This window comes from Sphaerisporangium album (genome assembly GCF_003323745.1).
GTDB lineage: Bacteria > Actinomycetota > Actinomycetes > Streptosporangiales > Streptosporangiaceae > Sphaerisporangium > Sphaerisporangium album.
This window is the reverse complement of the sequence record NZ_QOIL01000013.1, coordinates 13,891-36,602: the sequence shown is the minus strand read 5'-3', so window position 1 is coordinate 36,602 and position 22,712 is coordinate 13,891. Positions and strand designations below refer to the sequence as shown.

The 22,712-nt window shown below is 73.2% G+C and carries 17 protein-coding genes; 11 read left to right on the top strand and 6 right to left on the bottom strand.

What is annotated here, in order from left to right:
* Positions 1-52 precede the first annotated feature (52 nt).
* The 7 genes from DQ384_RS22690 (at position 53) to DQ384_RS22660 (ending at position 13,008) form a co-directional block, all read left to right on the top strand.
* Positions 53-3,016: a glycoside hydrolase family 3 protein gene (locus DQ384_RS22690; RefSeq protein ID WP_114030891.1), complete on the top strand. Its 2,964-nt coding sequence runs from the start codon at positions 53-55 to the stop codon at positions 3,014-3,016.
* A 244-nt stretch (positions 3,017-3,260) separates the two neighbouring features.
* Positions 3,261-4,472, top strand: a complete 1,212-nt coding sequence (locus tag DQ384_RS22685; protein ID WP_114030890.1) for an ROK family transcriptional regulator — start codon at positions 3,261-3,263, stop codon at positions 4,470-4,472.
* Positions 4,473-4,694: 222 nt separating this feature from the next.
* Positions 4,695-7,529, top strand: a complete 2,835-nt coding sequence (locus DQ384_RS22680; RefSeq protein WP_114030889.1) for a glycoside hydrolase family 3 protein — start codon at positions 4,695-4,697, stop codon at positions 7,527-7,529.
* Complete coding sequence (locus DQ384_RS22675; protein WP_114031059.1) at positions 7,520-8,554, top strand: LacI family DNA-binding transcriptional regulator; 1,035 nt, start codon at positions 7,520-7,522, stop codon at positions 8,552-8,554. The genes DQ384_RS22680 and DQ384_RS22675 overlap by 10 nt, the downstream gene beginning before the upstream one ends.
* A 280-nt stretch (positions 8,555-8,834) precedes the next feature.
* Positions 8,835-10,469, top strand: coding sequence for a ribosomal protection-like ABC-F family protein (gene abc-f / locus DQ384_RS22670; RefSeq protein ID WP_114030888.1), 1,635 nt, complete (start codon positions 8,835-8,837; stop codon positions 10,467-10,469).
* A gap of 108 nt (positions 10,470-10,577) precedes the next feature.
* The gene (locus tag DQ384_RS22665) at positions 10,578-11,822 is read left to right on the top strand and encodes a Dyp-type peroxidase (RefSeq protein WP_114030887.1); all 1,245 of its coding nucleotides are present in this window, start codon (positions 10,578-10,580) and stop codon (positions 11,820-11,822) included.
* Positions 11,823-11,967: 145 nt separating this feature from the next.
* On the top strand, positions 11,968-13,008 hold the full coding sequence (locus tag DQ384_RS22660; RefSeq protein WP_245966700.1) for a PP2C family protein-serine/threonine phosphatase: 1,041 nt from the start codon (positions 11,968-11,970) through the stop codon (positions 13,006-13,008).
* Here DQ384_RS22660 and DQ384_RS22655 read toward each other — a convergent pair.
* Together DQ384_RS22655 and DQ384_RS22650 are read right to left on the bottom strand one after the other, a co-directional pair.
* Entirely contained in the window at positions 12,991-13,989 is a 999-nt protein-coding gene (locus DQ384_RS22655; RefSeq protein WP_114030885.1) for an NAD-dependent epimerase/dehydratase family protein, read from the bottom strand. The two genes, DQ384_RS22660 and DQ384_RS22655, sit on opposite strands and share 18 nt — an antisense overlap.
* Positions 13,990-14,072: 83 nt before the next feature.
* The gene (locus tag DQ384_RS22650) at positions 14,073-14,780 is read right to left on the bottom strand and encodes a TetR/AcrR family transcriptional regulator (protein ID WP_114030884.1); all 708 of its coding nucleotides are present in this window, start codon (positions 14,778-14,780) and stop codon (positions 14,073-14,075) included.
* Positions 14,781-14,877: 97 nt separating this feature from the next.
* Here DQ384_RS22650 and DQ384_RS22645 point away from each other — a divergent pair, with 97 nt between their 5' ends.
* Entirely contained in the window at positions 14,878-16,080 is a 1,203-nt protein-coding gene (locus DQ384_RS22645) for a carotenoid oxygenase family protein (RefSeq protein ID WP_114030883.1), read from the top strand.
* Between the two features lie 20 nt (positions 16,081-16,100).
* Positions 16,101-16,652, top strand: a complete 552-nt coding sequence (locus tag DQ384_RS22640) for a GNAT family N-acetyltransferase (RefSeq protein WP_114030882.1) — start codon at positions 16,101-16,103, stop codon at positions 16,650-16,652.
* An 18-nt stretch (positions 16,653-16,670) separates the two neighbouring features.
* On the opposite strand, the gene DQ384_RS22635 is transcribed toward DQ384_RS22640, so the two are convergent.
* The 3 genes from DQ384_RS22635 to DQ384_RS22625 form a co-directional block, all read right to left on the bottom strand.
* A complete protein-coding gene (locus DQ384_RS22635) occupies positions 16,671-17,024 on the bottom strand; it encodes a YciI family protein (RefSeq protein WP_245966718.1) in 354 nt (117 codons plus the stop codon).
* Positions 17,025-17,188: 164 nt separating this feature from the next.
* The gene (locus DQ384_RS22630; protein WP_114030880.1) at positions 17,189-18,817 is read right to left on the bottom strand and encodes a TIGR03086 family metal-binding protein; all 1,629 of its coding nucleotides are present in this window, start codon (positions 18,815-18,817) and stop codon (positions 17,189-17,191) included.
* Between the two features lie 16 nt (positions 18,818-18,833).
* Positions 18,834-19,322, bottom strand: a complete 489-nt coding sequence (locus DQ384_RS22625; RefSeq protein ID WP_114030879.1) for a MarR family winged helix-turn-helix transcriptional regulator — start codon at positions 19,320-19,322, stop codon at positions 18,834-18,836.
* A gap of 148 nt (positions 19,323-19,470) precedes the next feature.
* Between DQ384_RS22625 and DQ384_RS22620 the strand changes: the two genes are divergently transcribed.
* Positions 19,471-20,652, top strand: coding sequence for an MFS transporter (locus tag DQ384_RS22620; protein WP_114030878.1), 1,182 nt, complete (start codon positions 19,471-19,473; stop codon positions 20,650-20,652).
* Positions 20,653-20,743: 91 nt separating this feature from the next.
* Positions 20,744-21,460, top strand: a complete 717-nt coding sequence (locus DQ384_RS22615) for a TetR/AcrR family transcriptional regulator (protein WP_114031058.1) — start codon at positions 20,744-20,746, stop codon at positions 21,458-21,460.
* Between the two features lie 139 nt (positions 21,461-21,599).
* Here DQ384_RS22615 and DQ384_RS22610 read toward each other — a convergent pair whose 3' ends face one another.
* Positions 21,600-22,706: an NAD(P)/FAD-dependent oxidoreductase gene (locus DQ384_RS22610; protein WP_114030877.1), complete on the bottom strand. Its 1,107-nt coding sequence runs from the start codon at positions 22,704-22,706 to the stop codon at positions 21,600-21,602.
* Between the last annotated feature and the right edge of the window lie 6 nt (positions 22,707-22,712).

The following is a 22,712-nucleotide window of genomic DNA, read 5'->3' as shown; positions in this document are numbered from 1 at the left end:
GATCGGCGGCCTCGGTCCTGGCCGGCCCCGCACCCCCTGACCTGGAGGCGCCATGTCCCCCCGGCGACCGTTATCCCTGGCGGCCGTCCTCGGCCTGCTCACGACGCTGCTGGCGGCCCCCGCCGCCGTGGCGGCCGCGGACCCGCCGTTCCGTGATCCCGCCCTGCCTTTGGAGACTCGCGTCGGCGACCTGCTCGGACGCCTCACCCTCGACGAGAAGATCTCCCTGCTCCACCAGTCCCAGGAGGCCATCCCGCGCCTCGGCGTGCCGTACCACAAGAACGGCACCGAGGCGTTGCACGGCGTCGCCTGGTCCAACGACCACAAGAACGGCTGGACCCAGACCCTGGCGCGCGGCACGGTCTTCCCGCAGGCGGTCGGCCTGGCGAGCACCTGGGACCCCGAGCTCGTCAGGAAGGTCGGCTCCGCCGTCGGCGACGAGGTGCGCGGCCACAACTCCGCCGACCCGGTGGTGTGGGGCACGCAGGTCTGGGCGCCCGTCGTCAACCTGCTGCGGGACCCGCGCTGGGGCCGCAACGAGGAGGGGTACTCCGAGGACCCCCTGCTCACCGGCGCGATCTCCACCGCCTACGGCAAGGGCCTGCAGGGCGACGACCCCTTCTACCTGAAGACCGCGCCCGTGCTCAAGCACTACTTGGCGAACAACAACGAGTACCGGCGGAGCCTGACCTCCTCCAACCTGCCGCCGCGCGTCAAGCACGAGTACGACGAGATGGCGTTCAAGCCCGCCATCGCCTCCGGCGCCGCCACCGGCGTGATGGGCTCCTACAACCTGGTCAACGGGCGGCCCAACACCGTCAACCCCGACCTCGGCGGCCTGGTGCGGAGCTGGACCGGCAAGACCCTGTACAACGTCAGCGACGCCTGGGCGCCGCACGCGCTCACCGACCCCGAGCACTATTTCGACAACGAGACCGAGGCGTTCGCCGCCACGCTCAAGGCGGGCATCGACAGCTTCACCGTCGACGACGACAAACCCGCCACGATGACCGCGCTCATCAAGGACGCGCTCGCCAAGGGCCTGCTGGCCGAATCCGACATCGACCGGTCCATACGCAACGCCCTCTCCATCCGCTTCCGTCTCGGCCACTTCGACCCGGACGGCGGACCGTACGCCAGGATCGGCAAGGACGTGATCGACAGCCCTGCTCACCGGCGCCTCAACCGCGAGACCGCGGGCAGGGCCATGGTGCTGCTGAAGAACTCCGCGGGCACGCTGCCGCTCGACCCGAAGCGGACCAGGAAGGTGGCCGTCATCGGGCCGCTGCACGACACCCTGCTCAGCGACTGGTACGGCGGGACGATGCCCTACAAGGTCACCCCGCTGGACGGCATCAGGACACGGCTCGGCTCCGGCGCCGACGTCACCGGCGCCGCCGCCCTGGACCGCGTCGCCTTTAAGGACGTCGCGAGCGGCCGGTACATCACCGTCACCGGCACCGCCGACCCGGTCAGGGCGACCGCCGCCACCCAGGCCGGGGCGTCGAAGTTCGACGTCACCGACTGGACCGACGGGGTGTCCACCCTGCGCGACACCGGCACCGGCAAGCTCCTCACCGGCAACTGGGGCACCTTCCTCGCCAACTCCGACACGCCCGGCGGCTGGTTCGTCCAGCAGCAGTTCCGGCAGGAGCGGCAGCCGGACGGCACGTACCTGATCCAGTACGCCGGGTACGAGGTCAACGAGAGCTGGTGGTCGATCCCGGAGCACTACGTGACCGTCGCCGCCGACGGCACGCTCGGCATGGGGGCCAAGGCCGACGCCGCCCGCTTCGCCAAGGAGGTCCTCACCAGCGGCGCGCGGACCGCCGCCGATCAGGCCAGGGCCGCCGACGCCGCCGTCGTGGTGGTCGGCAGCGACCCGTTCGTCGCCGGCCGGGAGAACCACGACCGCACCGGGCTCGCGCTCGGCGAGAGCCAGCAGGACCTCATCGCCGCCGTGACCAAGGCCAACCCCAACACCGTGGTCGTGCTGGAGGACGGCTACCCGACCACCATGCCGAAGGTCCAGGACAAGGTCGGCACGCTGCTGTGGACGACCCACGCCGGCGCGGAGACCGGCAACGCCCTCGCCGACGTGATCTTCGGGGACACCGGCCCGGGCGGGCGGCTCACCCAGACCTGGTACAGGTCCGAGGACGGCCTGCCGGACATCCTCGACTACGACATCACCAAGACCGGCCACACGTACCTGTACTACAAGGGCTCGCCGCTGTACCCGTTCGGCCACGGGCTGAGCTACACGACGTTCGCCTACCGGGGCCTCACCCTGAGCTCGCGCACGGTGGATCCGGGCGGGACGGTCACGGCCACGGTCCAGGTCACCAACACGGGCAGGCGGGCCGGCGACGAGGTGGTCCAGCTCTACACCCACCAGCGCACCTCACGGGTGACCCAGCCCGTCAGGCAGCTGCGCGCCTTCCAGCGCGTCCACCTCGACCCGGGCGGGACCAAGACCGTCACCCTCACCTTCAAGGCCGCCGACCTGGCTTTGTGGGACGTCACCCGCGGCAGGTGGACGGTCGAGAAGTCCGCGCACGACCTCATGGTCGGAAGCTCCTCCGGCGCCGTCCGGCAGCGGACCACGCTGGACGTGCGAGGCGAGAAGATCCCGCCCCGTGACCTGTTCCGGCCCACCCGGGCGGCCGACTTCGACGACTACGCGGGCGTCGAGCTGGTCGACGAGACCAAGGCGTCCGGCGACGCGGTCGGCAGGACCGGCGCCGGCGACTGGATCGCCTTCAAGGACGTCGCCCTGCGGGCCGGGGCCACCGGTGTCAGCGCCGGGGTGGCCGCGACGGCCGCCGGGAGGATCGAGGTGCGTCTCGGCTCCCCCACCGGCAGGGTGCTCGGCACCCTCCAGGTCCCGGCCACCGGCGGGGTGTACTCCTACAGGACGGTCACGGCCTCGCTGGCCAGGGCGGGCGGCATCCACGACCTCTACCTGGTCTTCACCGGCGACCTGCGCGTCAAGGACCTGACCCTCACCGAGTAGCCGCGCCCCGCGCCCGGCGGGAGGGGACGGCGCCCCGCCCCGCCGGGTGCGGGGCGCCGTCATCCGCGCACCCGGCGTCGTCGCCCGAACCGGAGGACCTCATCGGCGATTCCCCCCGGGGCCACCGCGTGCCGGTGTTCCTGAACGGCCGGAACCTCGGCCGGTTCTCCGGCGGCCGTATCACCCCGCGCGCGGCGATGCGGCATGATGACCCCACCGGGGCTCAGCGGGAACGGGGCTGATATTGATCAACACGCACACCGGCCCTCAACCGGCGGACTTCACCGACGTCAGGGCCGCCAACCTCGCGGTCGTGCTGCGATTCGTGCGAGAGAACGCGCCCTGCTCCCGGGCCGACATCGCGGCCTCCACGGGCCTCAACAAGGCCACGGTCTCCAGCCTGGTCGCCGACCTCGTCGACCGCCGCCTGCTCCGGGAGACCGGCCTCACGGAGAACCGCGTGGGCCGCCCCGCCACCATGCTGGTCCTGGACGGCTCGCCGTACGCCGCCATCGGCATCGAGGTGAACGCCGACCACCTGACCGCGGTCGCCATCGACCTGGCCGGCACCGAGCTGCTGTCCTGGCGGCGCTCGTTCCCGGGCGCCACCGCGACCCCGGGCCAGGCCGTCGCCGCCGTCGCCGCGCTCGCCCGCCGCGTGCTCGGCCGCATGGAGAAGGAAGGCCGCCGGGTGCTCGGCATCGCCGTGGCGGTCCCGGGCCTGGTCGACCTGACCGGCTCGGTGCGCACCGCGCCCAACCTCGGCTGGCGGGACGTCGACCTGGCGGGAGACCTCACCAGGGCGCTGCGCCACCCGGGCTTTCCCGTTCTGGTCGACAACGACGCCAACCTCGCGGTGCTCGCCGAGCATCGCTTCGGACCGCACGGTGGAGCGGGCAACGTGGTCTTCCTGACCGGCGGGGTGGGCGTCGGAGCCGGCGTGATCATGGACGGGCGGCTGCGCCGCGGAGGCCGGGGCTTCGCCGGTGAGATCGGGCACATACCGGTCGATCCCGGGGGCGCCGAGTGCCGCTGCGGCCGCCGGGGATGCCTGGAGGCCGTCGCCGGCGTCCGCGCCGTCCTGCGCGACACCGCCCCCGACGCCACCCCGGCCGAGCTCGAACCGGAGCTGGACGAGGTGGTCCGGCTGGCACGCGCCGGCGACCCGGCCACGATCGCCACGCTCACCGCCGTCGGCGGCGCCCTGGGCAGGGGGGTCGCCGTCCTCGCCAACCTGCTCAACCCCGACGTGGTCATCCTGGGCGGCCACTACGTCCGTCTCGCCCCCTGGGTGCTGCCCGCGGCGCGGGACGAGCTCGCCCGCGGCAGCCTCGCCTCCGAGGCCGGGGGCACCGTCCTGGTGGAGTCCACCCTCGGATACGGCGCGGCGGCGCTCGGGGCCGCGGCCCGCCTGATGGACGCCATCGACTCCGGCCACCTCCCCGCCCAGACCTGACGCCGTCCGGAATACGGGGACCTGCCGGAATCGAGGTCTTGACCGCACGCCCGCGAACGGGCACTCTTCAAAGAACCCCGGACGTAACAACCGCGAAATCTTCGTAGCTTGTCGAAGCGCTTCGACACCCCGCCTCGACCGCGGGGGCGAGGCCTTCGTCCCCCGCACCAGCCGTTCAGGTGAAGCGCTTCGACACCAGCCGGTGAACGAAGGACGGTCCCGATGAAACAACCGGCGTCAGGCACCTTCCGCGATCCCGGCCTCCCCTGGCCCGACCGGGTCGCCGACCTTCTCGGCAGGCTCACCCTGGACGAGAAGGTGGGCCTGCTGCACCAGTACCAGGCGGCCGTCCCCCGGCTCGGCGTCGCCGCCTTCCGCACGGGCACCGAGGCCCTGCACGGGCTCGCCCGGCTCGGGCCCGCCACCGTGTTCCCGCAGGCCATCGGCCTCGCCAGCACCTGGGACCCCGAGCTCGTGCGCGAGGTGGGCGCCGCCACCGGCGACGAGGTGGTGGCGTTCCACCACAAGGACCCGGCGGGCGCCGGGCTGAACGTGTGGGCGCCCGTGGTCAACCCCCTTCGCGACCCGCGCTGGGGGCGCAACGAGGAGGGGTACTCCGAGGACCCCTGGCTCACCGGCGTGATGGGCACGGCGTTCGCCCAGGGCCTGCGGGGGGACCATCGGGTCCTGAAGACCGCGCCGACCCTCAAGCACTTCCTGGCCTACAACAACGAGACCGGCCGCTGCGTCGGTTCCAGCAACCTGCCGCCCCGCGTGCTGCACGAGTACGAGCTGCCCGCCTTCCGCCGGGCGATCGAGGCGGGCGCCGCGGTGTCGCTGATGTCGTCCTACAACCTCGTCAACGGCCGTCCCGCGCTGCTCAGCCCGCTCATCAACGACGTCGTGCGGTCGTGGACCCGCGAGGAGCTGCTGGTGGTCAGCGACGCCCACGCGCCCGGCAACCTCGTCGAGCCGCAGGGCTACCACGCCGGCCTGCCCGAGGCGTACGCCGCGGCGATCAGGGCCGGACTGGACAACTTCACCCAGGACGACGACCGGCCCGGCGCGACGCTGCGTCATATCAGGGAGGCGCTGCGCCGGGGGCTGCTCGACGAGGCCGACATCGACACCGCCGCCCGGCACGTGCTGGCGATCCGCTTCCGGCTCGGGGAGTTCGACCCCGGGACGCCGTACGACGGCATCACGCAGGAGGTCGTCAACCGGCCCGAGCACCAGGCGGTGGCCCGCCGGGCGGCCGCGCGGTCGATGGTCCTGCTCAAGAACGACGGGCTGCTGCCCCTGAGCCCGCCGGTCGGGATCGCCGTCATCGGCCCGCTCGGCGACACCCTCATGGAGGACTGGTACAGCGGCACGCTGCCCTACGCCGTCACGGCCCGCGACGGGCTGGCCGGACGATGCGCCACCGAGTTCCGCGAGGGCGTGGACCGCGTGGCCCTGGGCGTGGCGGGCGGCCACGTGACGGCCTCCGACGACTCGGCCGGCGCCCCGCTCAGGGCCGGCCACGGCTCCGACCCCAGGCTCACGTGGTTCGACGTGTTCGACTGGGGCGGCGGCGCCCACGCGCTGCGCGCCGTCGCCAACGGCAGGTACGTCTCGGTCGGCGACGACGGCGTGCTCGTCAACGACCAGTCAGGGCCTGGCGGGTGGGAGGTGCGCCAGACGTTCCTGCTCGACGAGCGCCCGCGCGGCACGCTGGCCCTGCGCCACATCGCCACCGGCGGCCACGTGCGGGTGGCGGCGGACGGCACCCTGCGGCTGACCGGCGACCCGGACGCGGCCGCCGCGCTGACCCTGGAGCCGGTCCGCGACGGCGCGCGGGACGCCGCCGAGCTCGCGGCGGCCTCCGACGTCGCCGTCGTGGTGCTCGGCGACCACCCCATGATCAACGGCAGGGAGACCGAGGACCGCGGCGACCTCGGCCTGCCTCCCGCCCAGGAGGCGCTCCTGCGGGCGGTCCACGCCGCGAACCCGCGCACGGTGCTGGTCCTCAGCAGCGGTTGCCCGTTGGCGGTGACCTGGGCCGAGCAGAACCTCCCCGCGATCCTGTGGTCCTCCCACGGGGGCCAGGAGTACGGGCACGCGCTGGCCGACGTCCTCTTCGGCGACGAGGACCCGGGAGGGCGGCTCACCCAGACCTGGTACCGCTCGGCCCGCGAGCTGCCGGACCTGTTCGACTACGACATCATCGCCACCGACTCCACCTACATGTACTACCGGGGCACGCCCCTCTATCCCTTCGGGCACGGGTACGGCTACACCGACTTCGAATACTCGGACCTGCGGCTGTCGGCGGACACGGCCGGGCCGGGCGACGTCGTGACCGTCGAGGTCACGCTGACCAACACCGGCGCGCGGCCAGGCGTCGAGGTCGTGCAGCTGTACACGCGCCAGCGGCGTTCGCGCGTGAAGCAGCCCCTGCGCCGGCTGCGCGGCTTCCGGCGGGTCCGCCTGGCCCCCGGCGAGAGCCGCGTCGTGACGATGGCGATCGACGTCGCCGACCTGGCCTTCTGGGACGTCACCCGCGGGAGGTTCGTGGTGGAGGACGCCCCGCACAAGGTGCTGGTCGGCCGGTCCGCCGGGGACATCAGGGTCTGGGCGCGCCTCCAGGTCGCCGGGGAGCGGATCCCGCCCCGCGATCCGTACGCCCGACCGCTTCGGGCGGCCGACAACGACGAGTACGACGGCGTCGTGCCGTGTGAGGCGGCCCAAGGCGCGGGGGACGCGGTACGCGGAGCCTGCGCCGGGGCCTGGATCGCCTTCCGTGACGTCGACTTCGCCGCGGGCGCCGCCGCCTGCGCCCTGACGGCCGGCACCGAGGGCGGCGTACTCACGCTGCGGCTCGACGACCCGCTCGACGGGCGGGTGGCCGGCGCGGTCGCGGTGGCCCCCTCGCGGGACGGGTGCGGCGTGGTCCGCGCCGGTTGTCCCCTGGACGGCGCCACCGGGATCCACGATCTGTACGTCGTGTTCGAGAAGGAGGGGACCACCGTGCGCGAGCTGGTCTTCACACCGCGGGTCCCGGAGGGATCCCGGTGAGGACGGTCACCATCGCCGACGTGGCCAGGCGGGCCGGCGTCGCGGTCAGCACCGTGTCGTACGTGCTGAGCGGCAAGCGGGCCATCTCGGCCACGACCACGCAGCGGGTGATGGACAGCGTGCGCGCGCTCGGCTACCACCCGAACGCCGGGGCGCGTGCCCTGGCCAGCAAGCGCTCCAACGTGATCGCGCTGGTCCTGCCGCTGCGCGCCGGCATGCACCTGCCCGTCCTGATGCGGTTCGCGACCTCGGTGGTGACCACGGCCCGCCAGTTCGACCACGACGTGCTGCTGATGACCGCCGACGAAGGGCCCGACGGCCTCCGCCGCGTCGCCGCCAGCGCGCTCGTGGACGGCCTGGTGCTCATGGACGTGGAGATCCACGACCCGCGCGTGCCGCTGCTGCGCGAGATGGGCGAGCCCAGCGTGCTCATCGGGTTCCCCGCCGACCCCTCCGGCCTGACCTGCGTCGACCTCGACTTCACCCGCGCCGGCGCCGTGTGCGCCGAGCACCTCGCCGCGCTCGGCCACCGCGAGATCGCCCTGCTCGGCGCCCCGCGGGTCGTCTACCGGCGCGGCACCGGCTACGCCGAGCGCACGATGGAGGGGTTCCTGGAGGGCGGGCGCGTCGGCGGGCTGACCACCGTCGCCTGGCCCTGCGAGGAGGGCTTCGACGAGGTGTCCGCGACGGTGGCCTCGCTGCTGGAGCGGCATCCCGGCCTCTCGGGGCTGGTGGTCCACAACGAGGCGGCCGTGGGCCACGTGCTCGGCGCGCTGCGCGCGCTCGGCAGGCGGGTGCCCGAGGACGTCTCGGTCGTCGCGATCTGCCCCGACGACGTCGCCGAGCGGGCCAGCCCGCCGCTGACCTCGGTGCCGATCCCGGCCGACGACGTCGGCCGGCAGGCCGTCCGGCTGCTCATGACCAAGCTGGAGGGCGGCACCGTGCCCGACTCCACCCTGCTCGAACCCCACGTGACGATCCGCCAGAGCACCCGCCCCAGAGCGGCGGATCCCGCACCCGGATGACCCGTCCCCCGCCACGACCGCTCCCGGCCCGGGCGGTCGCCGCACCGGAGACCCGCACGACCGTGAGGTCGCCGGGTGTTGTTAGACTCGCACCGACATCGAGCGTGTATCGAGGAGACCAGACATGGCGGGTGACGACGACATCTCGGGGTGATACCCGGATCGTCAGGCCACCGGCCGGTGCCCAGGAGCATCGCCGTCGTGGCCGCCGCGTCGTCCCCTTCGTCCATGTTCCGGGCATGAGCCTTCGCCTGCCCGCATCTCCTCCGAGGTCTCCTTCATGTCCGACACCTCCATCATCTGCTCGAACCTGTCCTTCTCCTGGCCCGACGACACGCCGGTCTTCGAGGACCTGTCCTTCACCGTGGGCGGCGGCCGCACCGGCCTGGTCGCGCCCAACGGCTCCGGTAAGAGCACCCTGCTCAGGCTGATCGCCGGCGAACTACGCCCCGCCACCGGGTCCGTGTCCGTGGAGGGCACGCTCGGCTACCTCCCGCAGAGCCTTCCCCTGGCCCGTGACCTGACGGTGGCCGAGGTCCTGGACGTCGCCGCGGTGATCCGGGCCATCGACGCCGTCGAGTCCGGGGACGTCGGCGAGGACCACTTCATGACCATCGGCGACGACTGGGACATCGAGGAACGCACCCGCGCCCAGCTGGACCGGCTCGGCCTGGCCGACCTCACCCTCGACCGGAGCCTGAGCACGCTCAGCGGCGGTCAGGTCGTCTCCCTCGGCCTGGCGGCGCAGTTGCTGAAGCGGCCCGACGTGCTGCTGCTCGACGAGCCGACCAACAACCTCGACGTCGACGCCCGCCGCAAGCTCTACGGCGTCCTGGAGGACTGGAACGGCTGCCTGCTGCTCGTGAGCCATGACCGCGCGCTGCTCGACCGCATGGAGCGCATCGCCGAACTCGACCGCGGCGAGCTGCGCTTCCACGGCGGCGACTTCACCGCGTACGAGGAGGCCGTACAGGCCGAGCAGGAGGTCGCGGAGAAGAACGTCCGCAACGCCGAGCAGGAGCTGAAGCGGGAGAAACGGGAGATGCAGCAGGCCCGCGAACGCGCGGAGCGCCGCGCGAGCAACGCGGCCCGCAACCTCAAGAACGCGGGCCTGCCGCGTATCTTCGCCGGGAACATGAAGCGAGGCGCCCAGGAGTCCGCCGGCCGGGCGGGGCAGACGCACGCCGCCCGGGTCGGCGAGGCCAAGGCCCGGCTGGACGAGGCGGGGCGTGCCGTACGCGACGAGCAGCGCCTCACGCTGGAGCTGCCGGACACCAGCGTGCCCGCTGGACGCACCCTCGTCCTCGGCGAGCGGATGCGGGTCCGCCACGGCGAACGCGGCCTGTTCGCCGGAGAAGGCGTCGACCTGACGATACGAGGCCCCGAACGCATCGCGCTGACCGGTCCCAACGGCGCCGGCAAGACCACGCTGCTGCGGCTGGTCAACGGCGATCTGGAGCTGGACGGCGGGCAGATCAGGCGCGCCGGCGGCCGGATCGCCTACCTCTCGCAGCGACTGGACCTGCTGGACGCCGACCGCTCGGTCGCCGAGAACTTCACCGCGTTCGCCCCGCACAGGCCGGAGGCGGAGCGGATGAACCTGCTCGCCCGCTTCCTCTTCCGGGGTCCCCGGGCCCATCTCCCCGTGGGGGTGCTGTCCGGCGGCGAGCGGCTCCGCGCCACCTTGGCCTGCGTCCTGTGCGCCGAGCCGGCCCCGCAGCTGCTGCTCCTCGACGAGCCGACGAACAACCTCGACCTGGTCAGCGCCGGCCAGCTGGAAAGCGCGCTGGGCTCCTACCAGGGGGCGTTCGTGGTGGTCAGCCACGACGAGCGCTTTCTCGCGCGGATCGGCGTGAACCGGTGGCTGCGGCTGGCCGACGGCGAGCTGGCGGAGATGGGAGCGCCGGAGGTGTGATCAGCCGACCTGCCGACCGGGTGGCTGCGCCCTCGTAGCGGCAAATATCCGACAAAACGTAGCATTTCGCCTTGCGGGGGCGATGAGGGGCTTCTTAGCGTTGACAGCATGGGCCACCTGTACTCGCGGCGTGCCTTCATGGGAGGGACGCTGGCCGCCGGGCTGGCCGGCGCGGCGGCGGGCAAGCCCGCCACGCAGAGCTCGCCGATCGCCGGCGACGTGGTGCCCTTCCACGGCGCGCACCAGTCCGGCGTCACCGCGCCCCCGCGGGCCCCGCAGCAACAGGGCGTCTTCGTCGCCTACGACGTGACCGCGGGGAGCCGCCGTGAGCTCACCGAGCTGTTCCGCACCCTCACCGCGCGAGCCCGCTTCCTGACCGGCGGCGGCCCCGCGCACCCCGCCCCGCACTCGTCCGGCTCCGGGCTCCTGGGGAGCACCCTGGTGCCGGACGGCCTGACCATGACCGTCGCGGTCGGCTCCTCGCTGTTCGACGGCCGCTTCGGACTGGCCGGCCACAAACCGGTCGAACTGGTCCCCATGAGGGCCTTCGCCCACGACGACCTCAATCCAGCCGAATGCCACGGAGACCTGCTGGTGCAACTGTGCGCCAACCACTCCGACGCCCTGGTGAACGCGCTGATCGACCTTCACGCGCACGCCGGCGACCTGATGCGGCAACGCTGGCGCATCGACGGGTTCCGCAGCCCGCAACGACCCAGCGGAACGCCCCGTGACCTGCTCGGGTTCCACGACGACGTCGCCAACCACTTCCTGACCGACGTCAGGGGCCGCATCGACAGGTTCGTCTGGACGCATCCACCGTCCCCCGAGCCGGCCTGGACGACCGGCGGCACCTACCAGGTGGTCCGCATCGTCCGATTCGACCTCGACGAATGGGATCGGGTGCCGGTCTCCCGGCAGCAGAAGATCATCGGCCGGCACAAGGTCACCGGCGTCCCGTTGAACGGCGGCACCGACGAGAACTCGCCCGTGGTCTACGACCGTGAGGGCGAGGTGATGCCGTTCAACTGCCATGTCCGCCTCGCCAACCCGCAGACCACCGACTCCCGTTTCGCCGCGCCCAACCCGTACGTGCCGGCCAAGGTGCCTCCCGTGCACATCTGGCGCCGCAGCTACCAGTACATGCGCGCCCCGGACGTCAACGGGCGCATGGACGCCGGGCACGCCTTCTGCTGCTTCCAGCGCAGGCTCCGCACCTACGTCGACATGCAGCGGCGGCTGGAGCACGAGATGCTCGTCCCCTTCATCACCCCGACCGGCGGAGGGTATTTCTTCGTCCTGCCGGGCGTGACCGACGACCGGGACCACTACGCCCGCACCCTCCTGACCTGAGCGTCAAGGCGATTCGGTGACACCCGGCCGCCGCTGTCATGAATCCGCTCGTCGGCCATCGATGCCCCGCGTGTATCACTCGCGGGGTAGCGTTGGGCCCCGAGTGAGGAGAGACCGCCCTGGCAGTGACAGCGAAGGAGTCCGATTGAAATCGCAGGACATCCTTCGGTGGCTGCCGTACGCGGTCATGGCGGTGGTGGCCGTGGTCGACGTTCTCGCCGGTCCGAGACTCGGGTTCCTGCCGCTGCTCACCCTGGGCCCCACATTCGCCTCCGTCTCGGGAACCGTCGGCCGCACGGCGATGGCGGGCGGCATCGCGCTCGCCATCTGCGTCCCCCTGGCGTCCTACAACAACCTGCTGGGCAGGCCGCAGAACTACCTCACCATCGCGACGATCGGGGCGGTGACCGGGGCCAGCATGCTGGCCGGCAGACTGCGGATCCGCCGTGAGCACGAGCTCGCCAACGTCCGCCGCGTCGCCGAGGCCGCGCAGCGCGTGCTGCTGCGCCCGGTACCGCGCAGGGCCGGTGACCTGCGCATCGCCCTCTCCTACACCTCCGCGGCCGCGGAGTCCCAGATCGGGGGCGACCTGTACGAGGTCGTCACCACACCGACCGGCGTTCGCCTGCTGATCGGCGACGTCCAAGGCAAGGGTCTGGAAGCGGTGGAGACCGCGGCGTGGGCGCTCGGCGCCTTCCGTGAGGCCGCCTACGAGGAAGAGGAGCTGACGCGTCTGTGCGAGCGGCTGGAGACGAGCCTCGCCCGGCATCTGGGCGGCGAGCAGTTCGTCACCGCGCTCCTCGCCGAGGTGCACGACGACGAGATAACGCTGCTGGCCTGCGGCCATCCCCCGCCCATCGTGCTGAAGCACGACGGCAGGGTCTTCAGCGCCCTGCCGCCGGAGGAGGCGCCGCCCCTGGGGCTGGGCCCGCTCGGAGCTCCCCGGCCGAAGCCCTACAGCGTCCCCTTCGAGGAGGGGGACCAGATCCTGCTGTACACCGACGGCGTCATCGAGGCCCGTGACGGGAAGGGGCGTTTCTATCCGCTGGAGGAGCGGGTGGGCGTGCTCGCTCAAGACGACCCGCAGGACGCCCTCGACGGACTCCGCGACGACCTGCTGCGCCATGTCGGGGGTCCGATCCTGGACGACGCGGCCATGCTCCTCGTGCTACGGCATCGCGACTGATCCCGGGGCGGCGGCGAACTCCTTCATGCCGGTTCTGAACGGGACTTCGGCGGTGAAGCCGAGGGCCTCGCGGGCGCGGGCCGGGGAGGCGACGATGTGGCGGACGTCGCCCAGCCGGTACTCCCCGGTGGTGATCGGCTGTGGGCCGCCGTGGCAGGTGGCGAGGACGGCTGCCATCTCCCCCACCGTGCGAGCCTCGCCGGAGGCGATGTTGAAGGCGGTCAGGCGGCCCGGCTCGCCTCCGGTCAGGGCGGCCAGGTTGGCGCGGGCGACATCGCGAACGTGGACGAAGTCGCGGCGCTGGCCGCCGTCCTCGAAGACGCGCGGGGCGCGGCCGGCCTCTAGGGCGGAGCGGAAGATGGCGGCGACGCCGGAGTACGGCGTGTCCCGGGGCATCCGGGGTCCGTACACGTTGTGGTAGCGCAACGCGACGGCCGCGCCGCCGGTCTCGCGCGCCCAGTTGGCGGCGAGGTGCTCCTGGGCGAGCTTGGTGGTGGCGTAGGCGTTGCGGGGGTCGGCCGGGGCGTCCTCGGTGATCGTCGCGGACGTGAGCGGGCCGCCGCATTGCGGGCAGCGCGGCTCGAACCGGCCCCGGGCCAGGTCCTCCTCCGCGCGCGGCAGGGGCCGGGTCCTCCCGTGCGCGGCGCAGTCGTAGGCGCCCTCGCCGTACACCACCATGGAGGAGGCCAGCACCAGCCTGCCGACGCCGTGGCGCGCCATCGCGGCGAGCAGCTCTGCGGTGCCGTAGACGTTGACGGACGCGTAGTCCGGCAGGTCGGCGACGTCCACGCCGAGGCCGACCTTCGCGGCCTGGTGGACGACGGCGTCCACTCCGCCCATCAGCCCGTCCAGGGCGGGGCCTGAGCGCACGTCCACGCCGGTGCGCAGGTCGAGGGGGACGACGTCGTGCCCGGCCGCGTCCAGCGCTTCGGCGACGTGACCTCCGATGAACCCGGCCGAGCCGGTGAGCAGAATCCGCACAGGACGACGGTAGGCCGTGCTCCGGCGACCGCGGCCGTTTCCCGCGCCGACGTTCGCAAGCCGTAAGAACCGGTCCGGCCGGGTCAGGCCGTGCGGTCGCCTGCCGGTCTTTCGGTCACGGGGGCCGGTTCGGCGGGTTCGATCTCGGTCGCGAGGCGGGCGTGGGAGGAGGTGACGGAGCGGGTGGCGGCCTCGAGGGTGTCGCCGACGCCGATCATCAGGCTGGTCAGCTGGGCCTCGAAGACCCGGTCGGCGTCGCACGGCTCGATCAGGTAGTCGCCCAGTTCGAGGGCGACCAGGCCGTGGATGGCCGTCCAGAGCTGGTGGGCGACGAGCTCGGCGTCGCCGGTGCGGAACCGGCCCGCCTCGATGCAGCGCGTCGCGCACTCGACGACCGTGCTGAGCGTGAAGCGGCCGTACTGGCGGTCCTCGGCGGACAGTGAGAAGCCGCCCAGGGACGCGCCGCCGAACATGACCGCGTACAGGTGGGGGTTGGTGAGGGCGTTGTGCCGGTAGGCCCGGCCGAACAGCGCCATGTCCGCCACCGGGTCGCCGGTGGGGGCGACGTGCGAGAAGTAGTTCTCCATGCGGGCGAAGCCTTCGTACACCATCTCGCGGACCAGCCCGCTCATGCCCCCGAAGTTGGTGTACACCGCCATGGTGGAGCTGCCGGCCTCGGCCGCGATGCGGCGGGCGGACAGGGCCTCGGGTCCCTCATCGGCGAGCAGCCGCGCGGCGATGTCGACCAGGGCCGAGCGGGTCTGGGGTTTCGATCGTCGTCGTGGGCTCACCTTGACAGTATGGCATAACGGCGTTATTTTTTCTCATAACGCTGTTATGACGGTGTTATGCCGACAGGTTCAGGCTCAAGCGAGGAGGTGCCCGATCATGACCGTGACGGAGCACGCCGTACCGATCGTCCCCGCCGCGGCGCCCGCCCGGCTCCCGCACGACGAGCCGCTGCGCGTCGACGGGGTCGTCCCCGCCGAGCTGGACGGCGCCTTCGTGCAGGCCTCCCCGCACCCGGCCAGGCCCGGCGGCGACGCCGTGCTGTCGGGCGTGCGGTTCTCCGGCGGCACGGCCCGGCGTCTCAGGACCTCCGGCGAGGACGCGCCTCCCCGCCCGCCCGCGCCCGCCATGCTGATCTCCCAGGCCGGGAAGGGGTGGCGAGGGGCGGGACGGGCGAGCGTCGCCCCGCCGGTGGAGGACCGCGTCTCCGGCGAGTGGCACACGGTGGCCACCTACCCCGGCTACGACCACGCCGTGCACGTGGTCCTGGGCCCGGAGGGCGACGTCCGCGCCGCGCGCCCGCTCGCGCTCGAAGGCGCGCCGCTGATGAGCGCGGTCGCGCTGACCGAACGGTACGTCGTGGTGTTCGACCTGCCGGTCGTCCACGACCGCGCCGCCGCCCTGGTCGGTGTCCGGTTCCCCTACCGGTGGCGGCAGGACCGCCCGGCGCGCATCGGCCTGCTGCCCCGGCGGCCCGGCGCGGAGCCGCTGTGGTTCACCATCGGCGCGTGCCACGTCTCGCGGGTGGTGAACGCCTACGACGACGGCGAGCGCGTGGTCGTCGAGGCCGTGCGCCACGACCGGGCCTACGCCGGGGGCATGACCGGCACCGGCCAGGCGCACGCGGCGGTGCACCGGTGGACGCTCGCCCCCGCCACCGGGCAGGCGGCCGAGCGGCCCCTGGCCGACGGACTGTCGGCGGCCACCGTGGACGCGCGCCGAGCCGGCCGAAGGCACCAGTTGCTGTTCGGCGTCACCGTGGGGGGCCGCGCCCTGGCCGCCCACGACCTCGCGGCCAACAGCGCCCAGGTGAGGGAGCTCGCGCCCGGCTGGACGGCCGACCTCCCGGTCTTCGTCGCCCGGGGCCTCGGCGAGGGCAACGGCTGGATCATGGTCGTCACCAGGAACGCCGCCCTCGGACGCGCCGCGCTGCTGGTGCTGGACGCGCTCAACCTCAACGGCAGCCCCCAGGCGGTGATCCACCTGCCGTCCATGCCTCCCGGCGCGCGCGCGACCTGGGCAGCCGCGCCGCGCTCCGCGCACACCTCCATCCTCCGGGATGTGAGCACCCCGATCGGCTGAATCGGGGCCATACTTGCCCCGTGCTGCTGTCGACCTCCCGGCTGATCCTGCGCCATTTCCGCCCCGATGACGCCGACACCCTCTCCGCCTACCGCTCCGACCCCGACGTGGCCCGTTACCAGTCCTGGGACGCGCCGGTGCCGCTGGACCGCGCCCGGTCGCTGATCGCGATCTACGCCGCGGGCGACCCGCGGCTGCCCGGCTGGTTCCAGTACGCGATCGAGCGCGAAGGCGTGCTGATCGGCGACGTCGGCGTCAAGCTGCACGACAACCGGATGCAGGCCGACCTCGGATACACCCTCGCCACCGCCCACCAGGGACAGGGCTACGCCACCGAGGCGGTGCGACGCGTCATCGAGGACCTGTTCGACCACGGCGTGCGGCGCGTGTCGGCCGAATGCGACGCCCGCAACCTGCGCTCGGCGCGGCTGCTGGAGCGGCTCGGCTTCCGCCGCGAGGGCCTGCGCCGCACGAACATGTGGTTCAAGGGCGAGTGGACCGACGACCTCCTCTACGGCCTCCTCGCCGAGGAATGGCGCCCCACCCCGCCGCCGGCCACCGCCGTCCGCTGACCGCCCTACGGGCCCGGGTCACACCTCGGTGTCGACCGCTTCGACGACCTGGCGTACCTCCATCGCGCCGAAGCGGGCGTCCGGCCAGCTCAGGGCGATCTCGGTGGCCCGCTCGACGCTGTCGCAGTCGACGACCAGGTAGCCCGCGAGCTGTTCCTTGGCCTCGGCGAACGGCCCGTCGGTGGTGGCGGGCACGCCGCCGCGCACGCGTACCGTCCTGGCCCCGCCGGGCCCGGCCAGGGCGGCGCCGCCGACCCACTCACCGGACTCGGTCAGCTGCTTGATGACGGTGTCGACCTGGCCGAAGACGCCGTCGCGCTCCTCGTCGGACATGGCGTCCAGGGTGGCCGGGTTGTTGTAGATCAGCAGCATGTACTTCACGTGTCGTTCCTCACGGTTCCGGCGCCCGGCTCGCCGGGCGGTTCACGGAGAGGGGCATGCCGCGAGCTCGACCTGCGATCCCCTCGGTCCTCGCAACCTACCGGAACCGGATGTCCGGCCAGGCCGTACCCTTCGGGGATGGCGGGCGCGGCCGATCACTCGAGACGCCGGAGATTCCAGGCGTCTCGCCCCAGGTAGGCGGCGAGGCGGTCGGCAGGCGACGCCCCCGGCGGAACGGGCCGCTCCGGGGCGAAGGAGCCGCCCGGGGTGCGCGGCAGGTCACCGTAGATGGCGCGCACCGAGGGCAGGATCGCCTCGGCGACGTCCGGAGCGAGGTCGGCGGACCGCCCGGTCGCCACGGCCAGATCCCAGCCGTGCACGAGCATCTCGATGACGAGCTGCTCGATCAGCCGCCAGCCCGGCGCGGGCCCGTACATCCGCTCGGTCATGCCCGGCCGCCGGAACGCCGCCAGTGACTCCCGCGCCGCCGCGCGGAAGGCCTCCACGTGGTCGTCGCCGAGGTGGTCGGCGTCGTGGTCGGCGCGCGGCGTCCCCACGGCCAGGCTCGCCCACATCAGGTTCTCGTACACGATGTGGTCGAGCAGCTTGCGGACGTCCCAGCCGTCGCACGGCGTGAGATCGCCGAACCGCCCGGGGCTCACTGCGGCGACGAGAACGTCCACCTCGGCCAGCACCCGGGCGCAGACCTCCGGCATAAGGGACGGGTCGATCGCCGCGTCCTGGGCCAGCGTGGCCTCGATGCTCGCGGCGCGGGCGCGGGGCTCGGGGTTGGCGCGCAGCGCGGTCGTCAGCCACCGGCCCTCGGCCGCGATGCTCGGCGGCTCGGGGCTGCCGTTGATCACGCACATGAGCCGCCAGTACCGCTCGGCGGCGGCGTCGGCGGCCATCTCCAACTGCTCCAGGAGCCGCAGGCGCGCCTCGGCGCCGTCGCCGCCCGGCGCGAAGCCGCCTGCCGCCTGGCCGGGCAGCCACGCCGCCACGATCTCGGCGACGACCGGGTCGGCCGCCGGGGAGTCGGCGGGGACGCCGGCGGCCATGGCCTCGCCGGCCAGCCGCACCCACAGCTCGGCGACCCGGCGCGCCTCTGCCTCCCCCCGTGCGTTCGCCTCGGCGTCGCCGGGGCCGCCGGCGGCGTGCTCGGCGGCGTAGGCGGCCATGCGGCGCATCGCGGCGCGCAGGGCAGGGTCGCGGACGAGCCCGGCGAGCTGTATCCAGGCGTCGACCTGCTCGGCCGTCGGCTCGTCCGGCATGTCGGGCATGACGGCGAGGATTCCCTCACGGTAGGCGGAGGGTTCGAGGTCCCCCATCGCCTCCGCGAGGAACTCCTCGACGATCGTGTTGCGTTCGGCGGCGGACAGCCGCGCCAGTCTGGTCATCTGGGTGAGTTCCTCGGTGGTCGACCTTCGGGCATGGGCCGATCGCAGCACGGCCTGCCGCAATCGGAGCGTGCGGATCAGCGCCTCCAGCGCGTCGGCGTGGACGGCCGCGACCTCCGGCAGCCCGCGCTCGCGGGTGACGACGTCGCGGATCGCCGCCATGCCCAGCCCCAGCTCGCGCAGCGTCCGCGCGAGTTCGAGGCGGGCCACGGCCTCGTCGTCGTACAGCCGGTACCCGGCCGCCGTACGGGCGGCGGGAGGCACCACGCCGAGGTCGGACCAGTGACGGATCAGCTTCACCGACAGGCCGGTCCGCCTGGCCAGCTCTCCGATGGTCAGCATCCCGGTCTCCTCGGCGCGCACACCGCCCACCCTCGGGTCTCCCATGCTGGGAGAGTCAACTTCACCGGGGACCTGCCTGCCTGGCCGCGGTGGGGGCGTCCGGCTCCATGAAGACCATCGGCACGTCGTTGTGGGTCACCAGCAGGCCGAGCAGGTCCGCCAGCGCGGCGCGCTGATCGGGGGTGAGGTCCTCGGTGAGCGCGTCGAGCCGGTGGCGGGCGGCGGTGTAGAACGCCCCGGCCAGCTCGCCGCCCCGCCTGGTGAGCACGACCCGGATCGCGCGGCCGTCCCGCGGGTCCGGCTCGCGTCGCACCAGGCCGCGCATGGTGGTGCGGTCGACGAGCTCGGTGAGGCTGGACTTGGCCAGCCGCAGCGTCGCGCTCAGCTCCCCCATGCCGTACGGCTGCCCCATCAGCACGCACAGAAGCTGCCCCTGTTGCGGGGTCAGCTTGTACTCGCGGGCCACCTCGGCGTACACGGAGCTCACAAGGAACGAGGACCGCACCAGCGCGGTGACGAGCCCCCCGTGCCCACCCATCGTCTCGGGCATGCGCCAGACCTCCCGCCGGACGGATCTCGGTGGAACGGAGCGTATCCCGGCCGCGAGGCGATCCCACCGGCGCGACGGCGTCCGGCAGCACGAACAGGTGATCCAATAACCAAGTGATCCAAATAGGGAATTCTGTTAGGTTCTCCCCGTGGACTCACGCGTGCTGGGGCGAGCCCGCGTGGCCGTCGCGCTGACCTTCGCCATCCATGGAGCGGTCAGCGGCGCCTTCGCCACCCGCATCCCGTGGATCCAGGACCACGTGCACGCGGGGCCGGGCGAACTGGGGCTCGCGCTGCTGGCCCCCGCGGTCGGCTCCCTCATCGCGATGCCGATGGCCGGCCGGGTCAGCCACCGGTTCGGGAACCGCCCCTCCACCCGGGTACTGCTCGCGCTGTGGTGCCTGATGCTGGCGTTCCCCGCCGTGGCGCCCAACCTCGGCGTGCTGTGGGTGACGCTGCTGGTGTTCGGGGCGGTGGCGGGCATGGGCGACGTCGGGATGAACGCCCAGGGCATCGTGGTCGAGCAGCGGATGGGACGCTCGATCATGTCGGGGCTGCACGGCATGTGGAGCGTCGGCGGCCTGGCCGGCGGAGGGCTCGGGGCGCTGGCCGCGCACTTCGAGGTCGACGCGCGGATCCATCTGGCCGTCATGGCGGCGTTACTGCTCGTGGTGGGCATCGTGGTCGGCCGCAACCTGCTGGACATCCGCCCGGAGGAGGACGAGGAGGCCCCCGCGCACTTCGTGCTGCCGTCCCGGCGGATCCTGGTCTTCGGCCTCATCGGCTTCTGCGCGGTCTTCGGCGAGGCGGCCAGCGCGGACTGGTGCGCCGTCTACCTCAAGCAGGTGACGGAGGCCTCCCCAGGTGTGGCGGCGGCGAGTTACACGGCGTTCGCGTTCACGATGGCGGCCGGGCGGTTGTGCGGCGACATGGTGGTCCGCCGCCTGGGACCCGTGCTCACCGTGCGGATCAGCGGGCTGCTGGCGACGCTGGGGGGCGTGCTCGTGGTGGCCGCCCGCACGCCGCTGCCGGCCATCGCCGGGTTCATGCTGCTCGGGGTGGGCGTGGCAGTGGTCGTGCCGCTGGCGTTCACCGCGGCGGGTAATGTCGCCCGGACGCCGAGCGAAGGCGTGGCCGGGGTGGCGACGATCAGCTACACCTCCGGGTTCGTCGCGCCGAGCGTGATCGGCGGAATCGCCGCCCAGAGCACCCTGTCGGTGTCGTTCGGCGTGGTGACCGCCCTCATGGTCGCGGTGCTGCTGCTGGCCGGGGCGCTCGCGCGCGGCAGGGCGCCGGTCGGGCCCGCGTCCGCGTCCGAACCCGTCACCTGACACCTACGGCCTCTCATTCACGTTATCGGTCGTCACTGTTGCTAGAGTTATTAACGCACGGGTCGTGGACGCCCGGCGGAGGGAGGCAGTGGTGACGCAGGCGGAGGGGGGACCGCGGGCCCGCTACCGCGAGCAGACCCGCGGCGAGATCAAGCAGATCGCCATGCGGCAGCTCGCCGAGGGCGGCGTCGACGCCGTCGCGTTCACGCGCATCGCCAAGGAGCTCGGCCTCTCCGGCCCCGCCCTGTACCGCTACTTCGCCGGCAGGGACGATCTGCTGAGCGCGCTGATCCGCGACGCCTACGACGACGCGGCGGCGACGTTCGCCCGGATCGCGGAGGCCTCGGCGAATCTCACCCCGCGCGAGCGGCTGCACGCGCTGGCCCGCGAGTACCGCGACTGGGCCGTCGCCGAGCCGCGCCGCTACATGCTGATCATGGGCTCGCCGCTGCCGGGGTACGCCGCGCCGCCCGACACACTGGTGCGGGCGCGAGACGCCCTCGCCCCGTTCGTGGAGGTCTTCCGGGACGCCCGGCCGTCGGAGGCGGTGCTGCCGGTCGTCCGGCAGATGGAGACCTGGACGGCCGGCGATCCGGAGGCCGCGGAGTGGGTGGAGCGGTGCACCGCCGGAGCGGGAACGGGCGTCCGCGCGGGGACGGCGCTGGCCGGGGCGGTGCTGACGTGGACGCGCGTGCACGGGGTGGTGAGCCTGGAGGTCGTCGGGCAGTTCGCCACCATGGGTCACGACCCGGGCACGCTGCTGGAGGCCGAGACCACCACCCTCGCCGACGCCTTCGGCCTGGCCTGAGCGCACGGGCCCCGCTGCGAGGGCGCCCGATCCCACGCCTTCGCCGCGTCGTCCTCCAGGGGCGCGCGGACGGCCGCGATCCGCCCCAGGTCAACGTGGCCCCGTTCACCCACGGGTGCCGGGTGTGCTTCGGCGCGGGTCAGGAGCCGAGGATGGACGGGCGGCGCATCGCCAGGATCGTGCCGCGCACGATGCCCTCCTTGTAGAGCGCCGCCGCCCTGCCGGTGAGCACGACCTCGCGCGGCCGGTCGTCGGCGTGCACGAACTGGACGAGCCCGTCGTGGCGGCCGAGGCTGACGCACTGGTTGAAGTAGCGGAAGCGCAGCGTCCGGGGCTCGCGCCCTGCCAGCCGGGCGGCGATCGCCCGGGCGGCGCGGTGCCCGGCGGGGATACCGGTCGCGCACGCCATGCGCAGCTCCTGGCCGCCGGGCATGCGCGCCGCCGCCGCGTCCCCGACCGCGTACACCTCCGGGTGCGACTCCGAGCGCAGGGTGCTGTCGACGATCATGCGGCCGTGGCCGTCCACGGCGAACCCGGCCTCGCGGGCCAGCCCGGGGACGCGGAAGCCGGTGGTCCAGACGACGGTGTCGGCGGCGACGTGCTCGCCGTCCTCCAGCAGCAGCCCGTCCCCGCGGACCTCGCGCACGCGCGCGTTCTCGCGGACGTCCACGCCGAGCCGGGTGAACACCCGCCACAGGTGCCGCCGGGCGCGCCCGGACAGGGCCTCGCCGAGGACGCCCCCGGTGACGAGCCGCACCTTCACCCCCGGGTGGGCCTCGGCCATCTCGGCGGCGGATTCGATGCCGGTCAGCCCGCCGCCGACCACCGCGGCGACCTTGGCCCCCGCCAGGCGGGCCCTCAGGCGTTCGGCCTGGTCGGGGGCGCTGACGGCGTGGGCGTGCTCGGCGGCGCCGGGGACCGAGTCGAGGTCGGTCCGGCTGCCGAGGGCGTAGACCAGCACGTCGTACCGGAGGTCCGCAGACCCGTCCGCGAGCCGCACGACGCGGTCGCCCGCGTCGATGCCGGTCACCCGGCCGACGACGAGCTCCACGCCGGTGCCGGCGAGCAGGTCCCTCAGCGGCAGGTCGCGCAGGTTCTCCCCCGCGGCGAGCTGGTGCAGCCGCACGCGCTCGGTGAACCGGTCCCGTGCGTTCACCAGGGTGACCCTGGTCCCGTGCCCCGCGACGAGCTTGGCGGTGACCAGCCCGGAGTAGCCCGCGCCCAGGACCACGATGTGAGGTGACATTTCCTC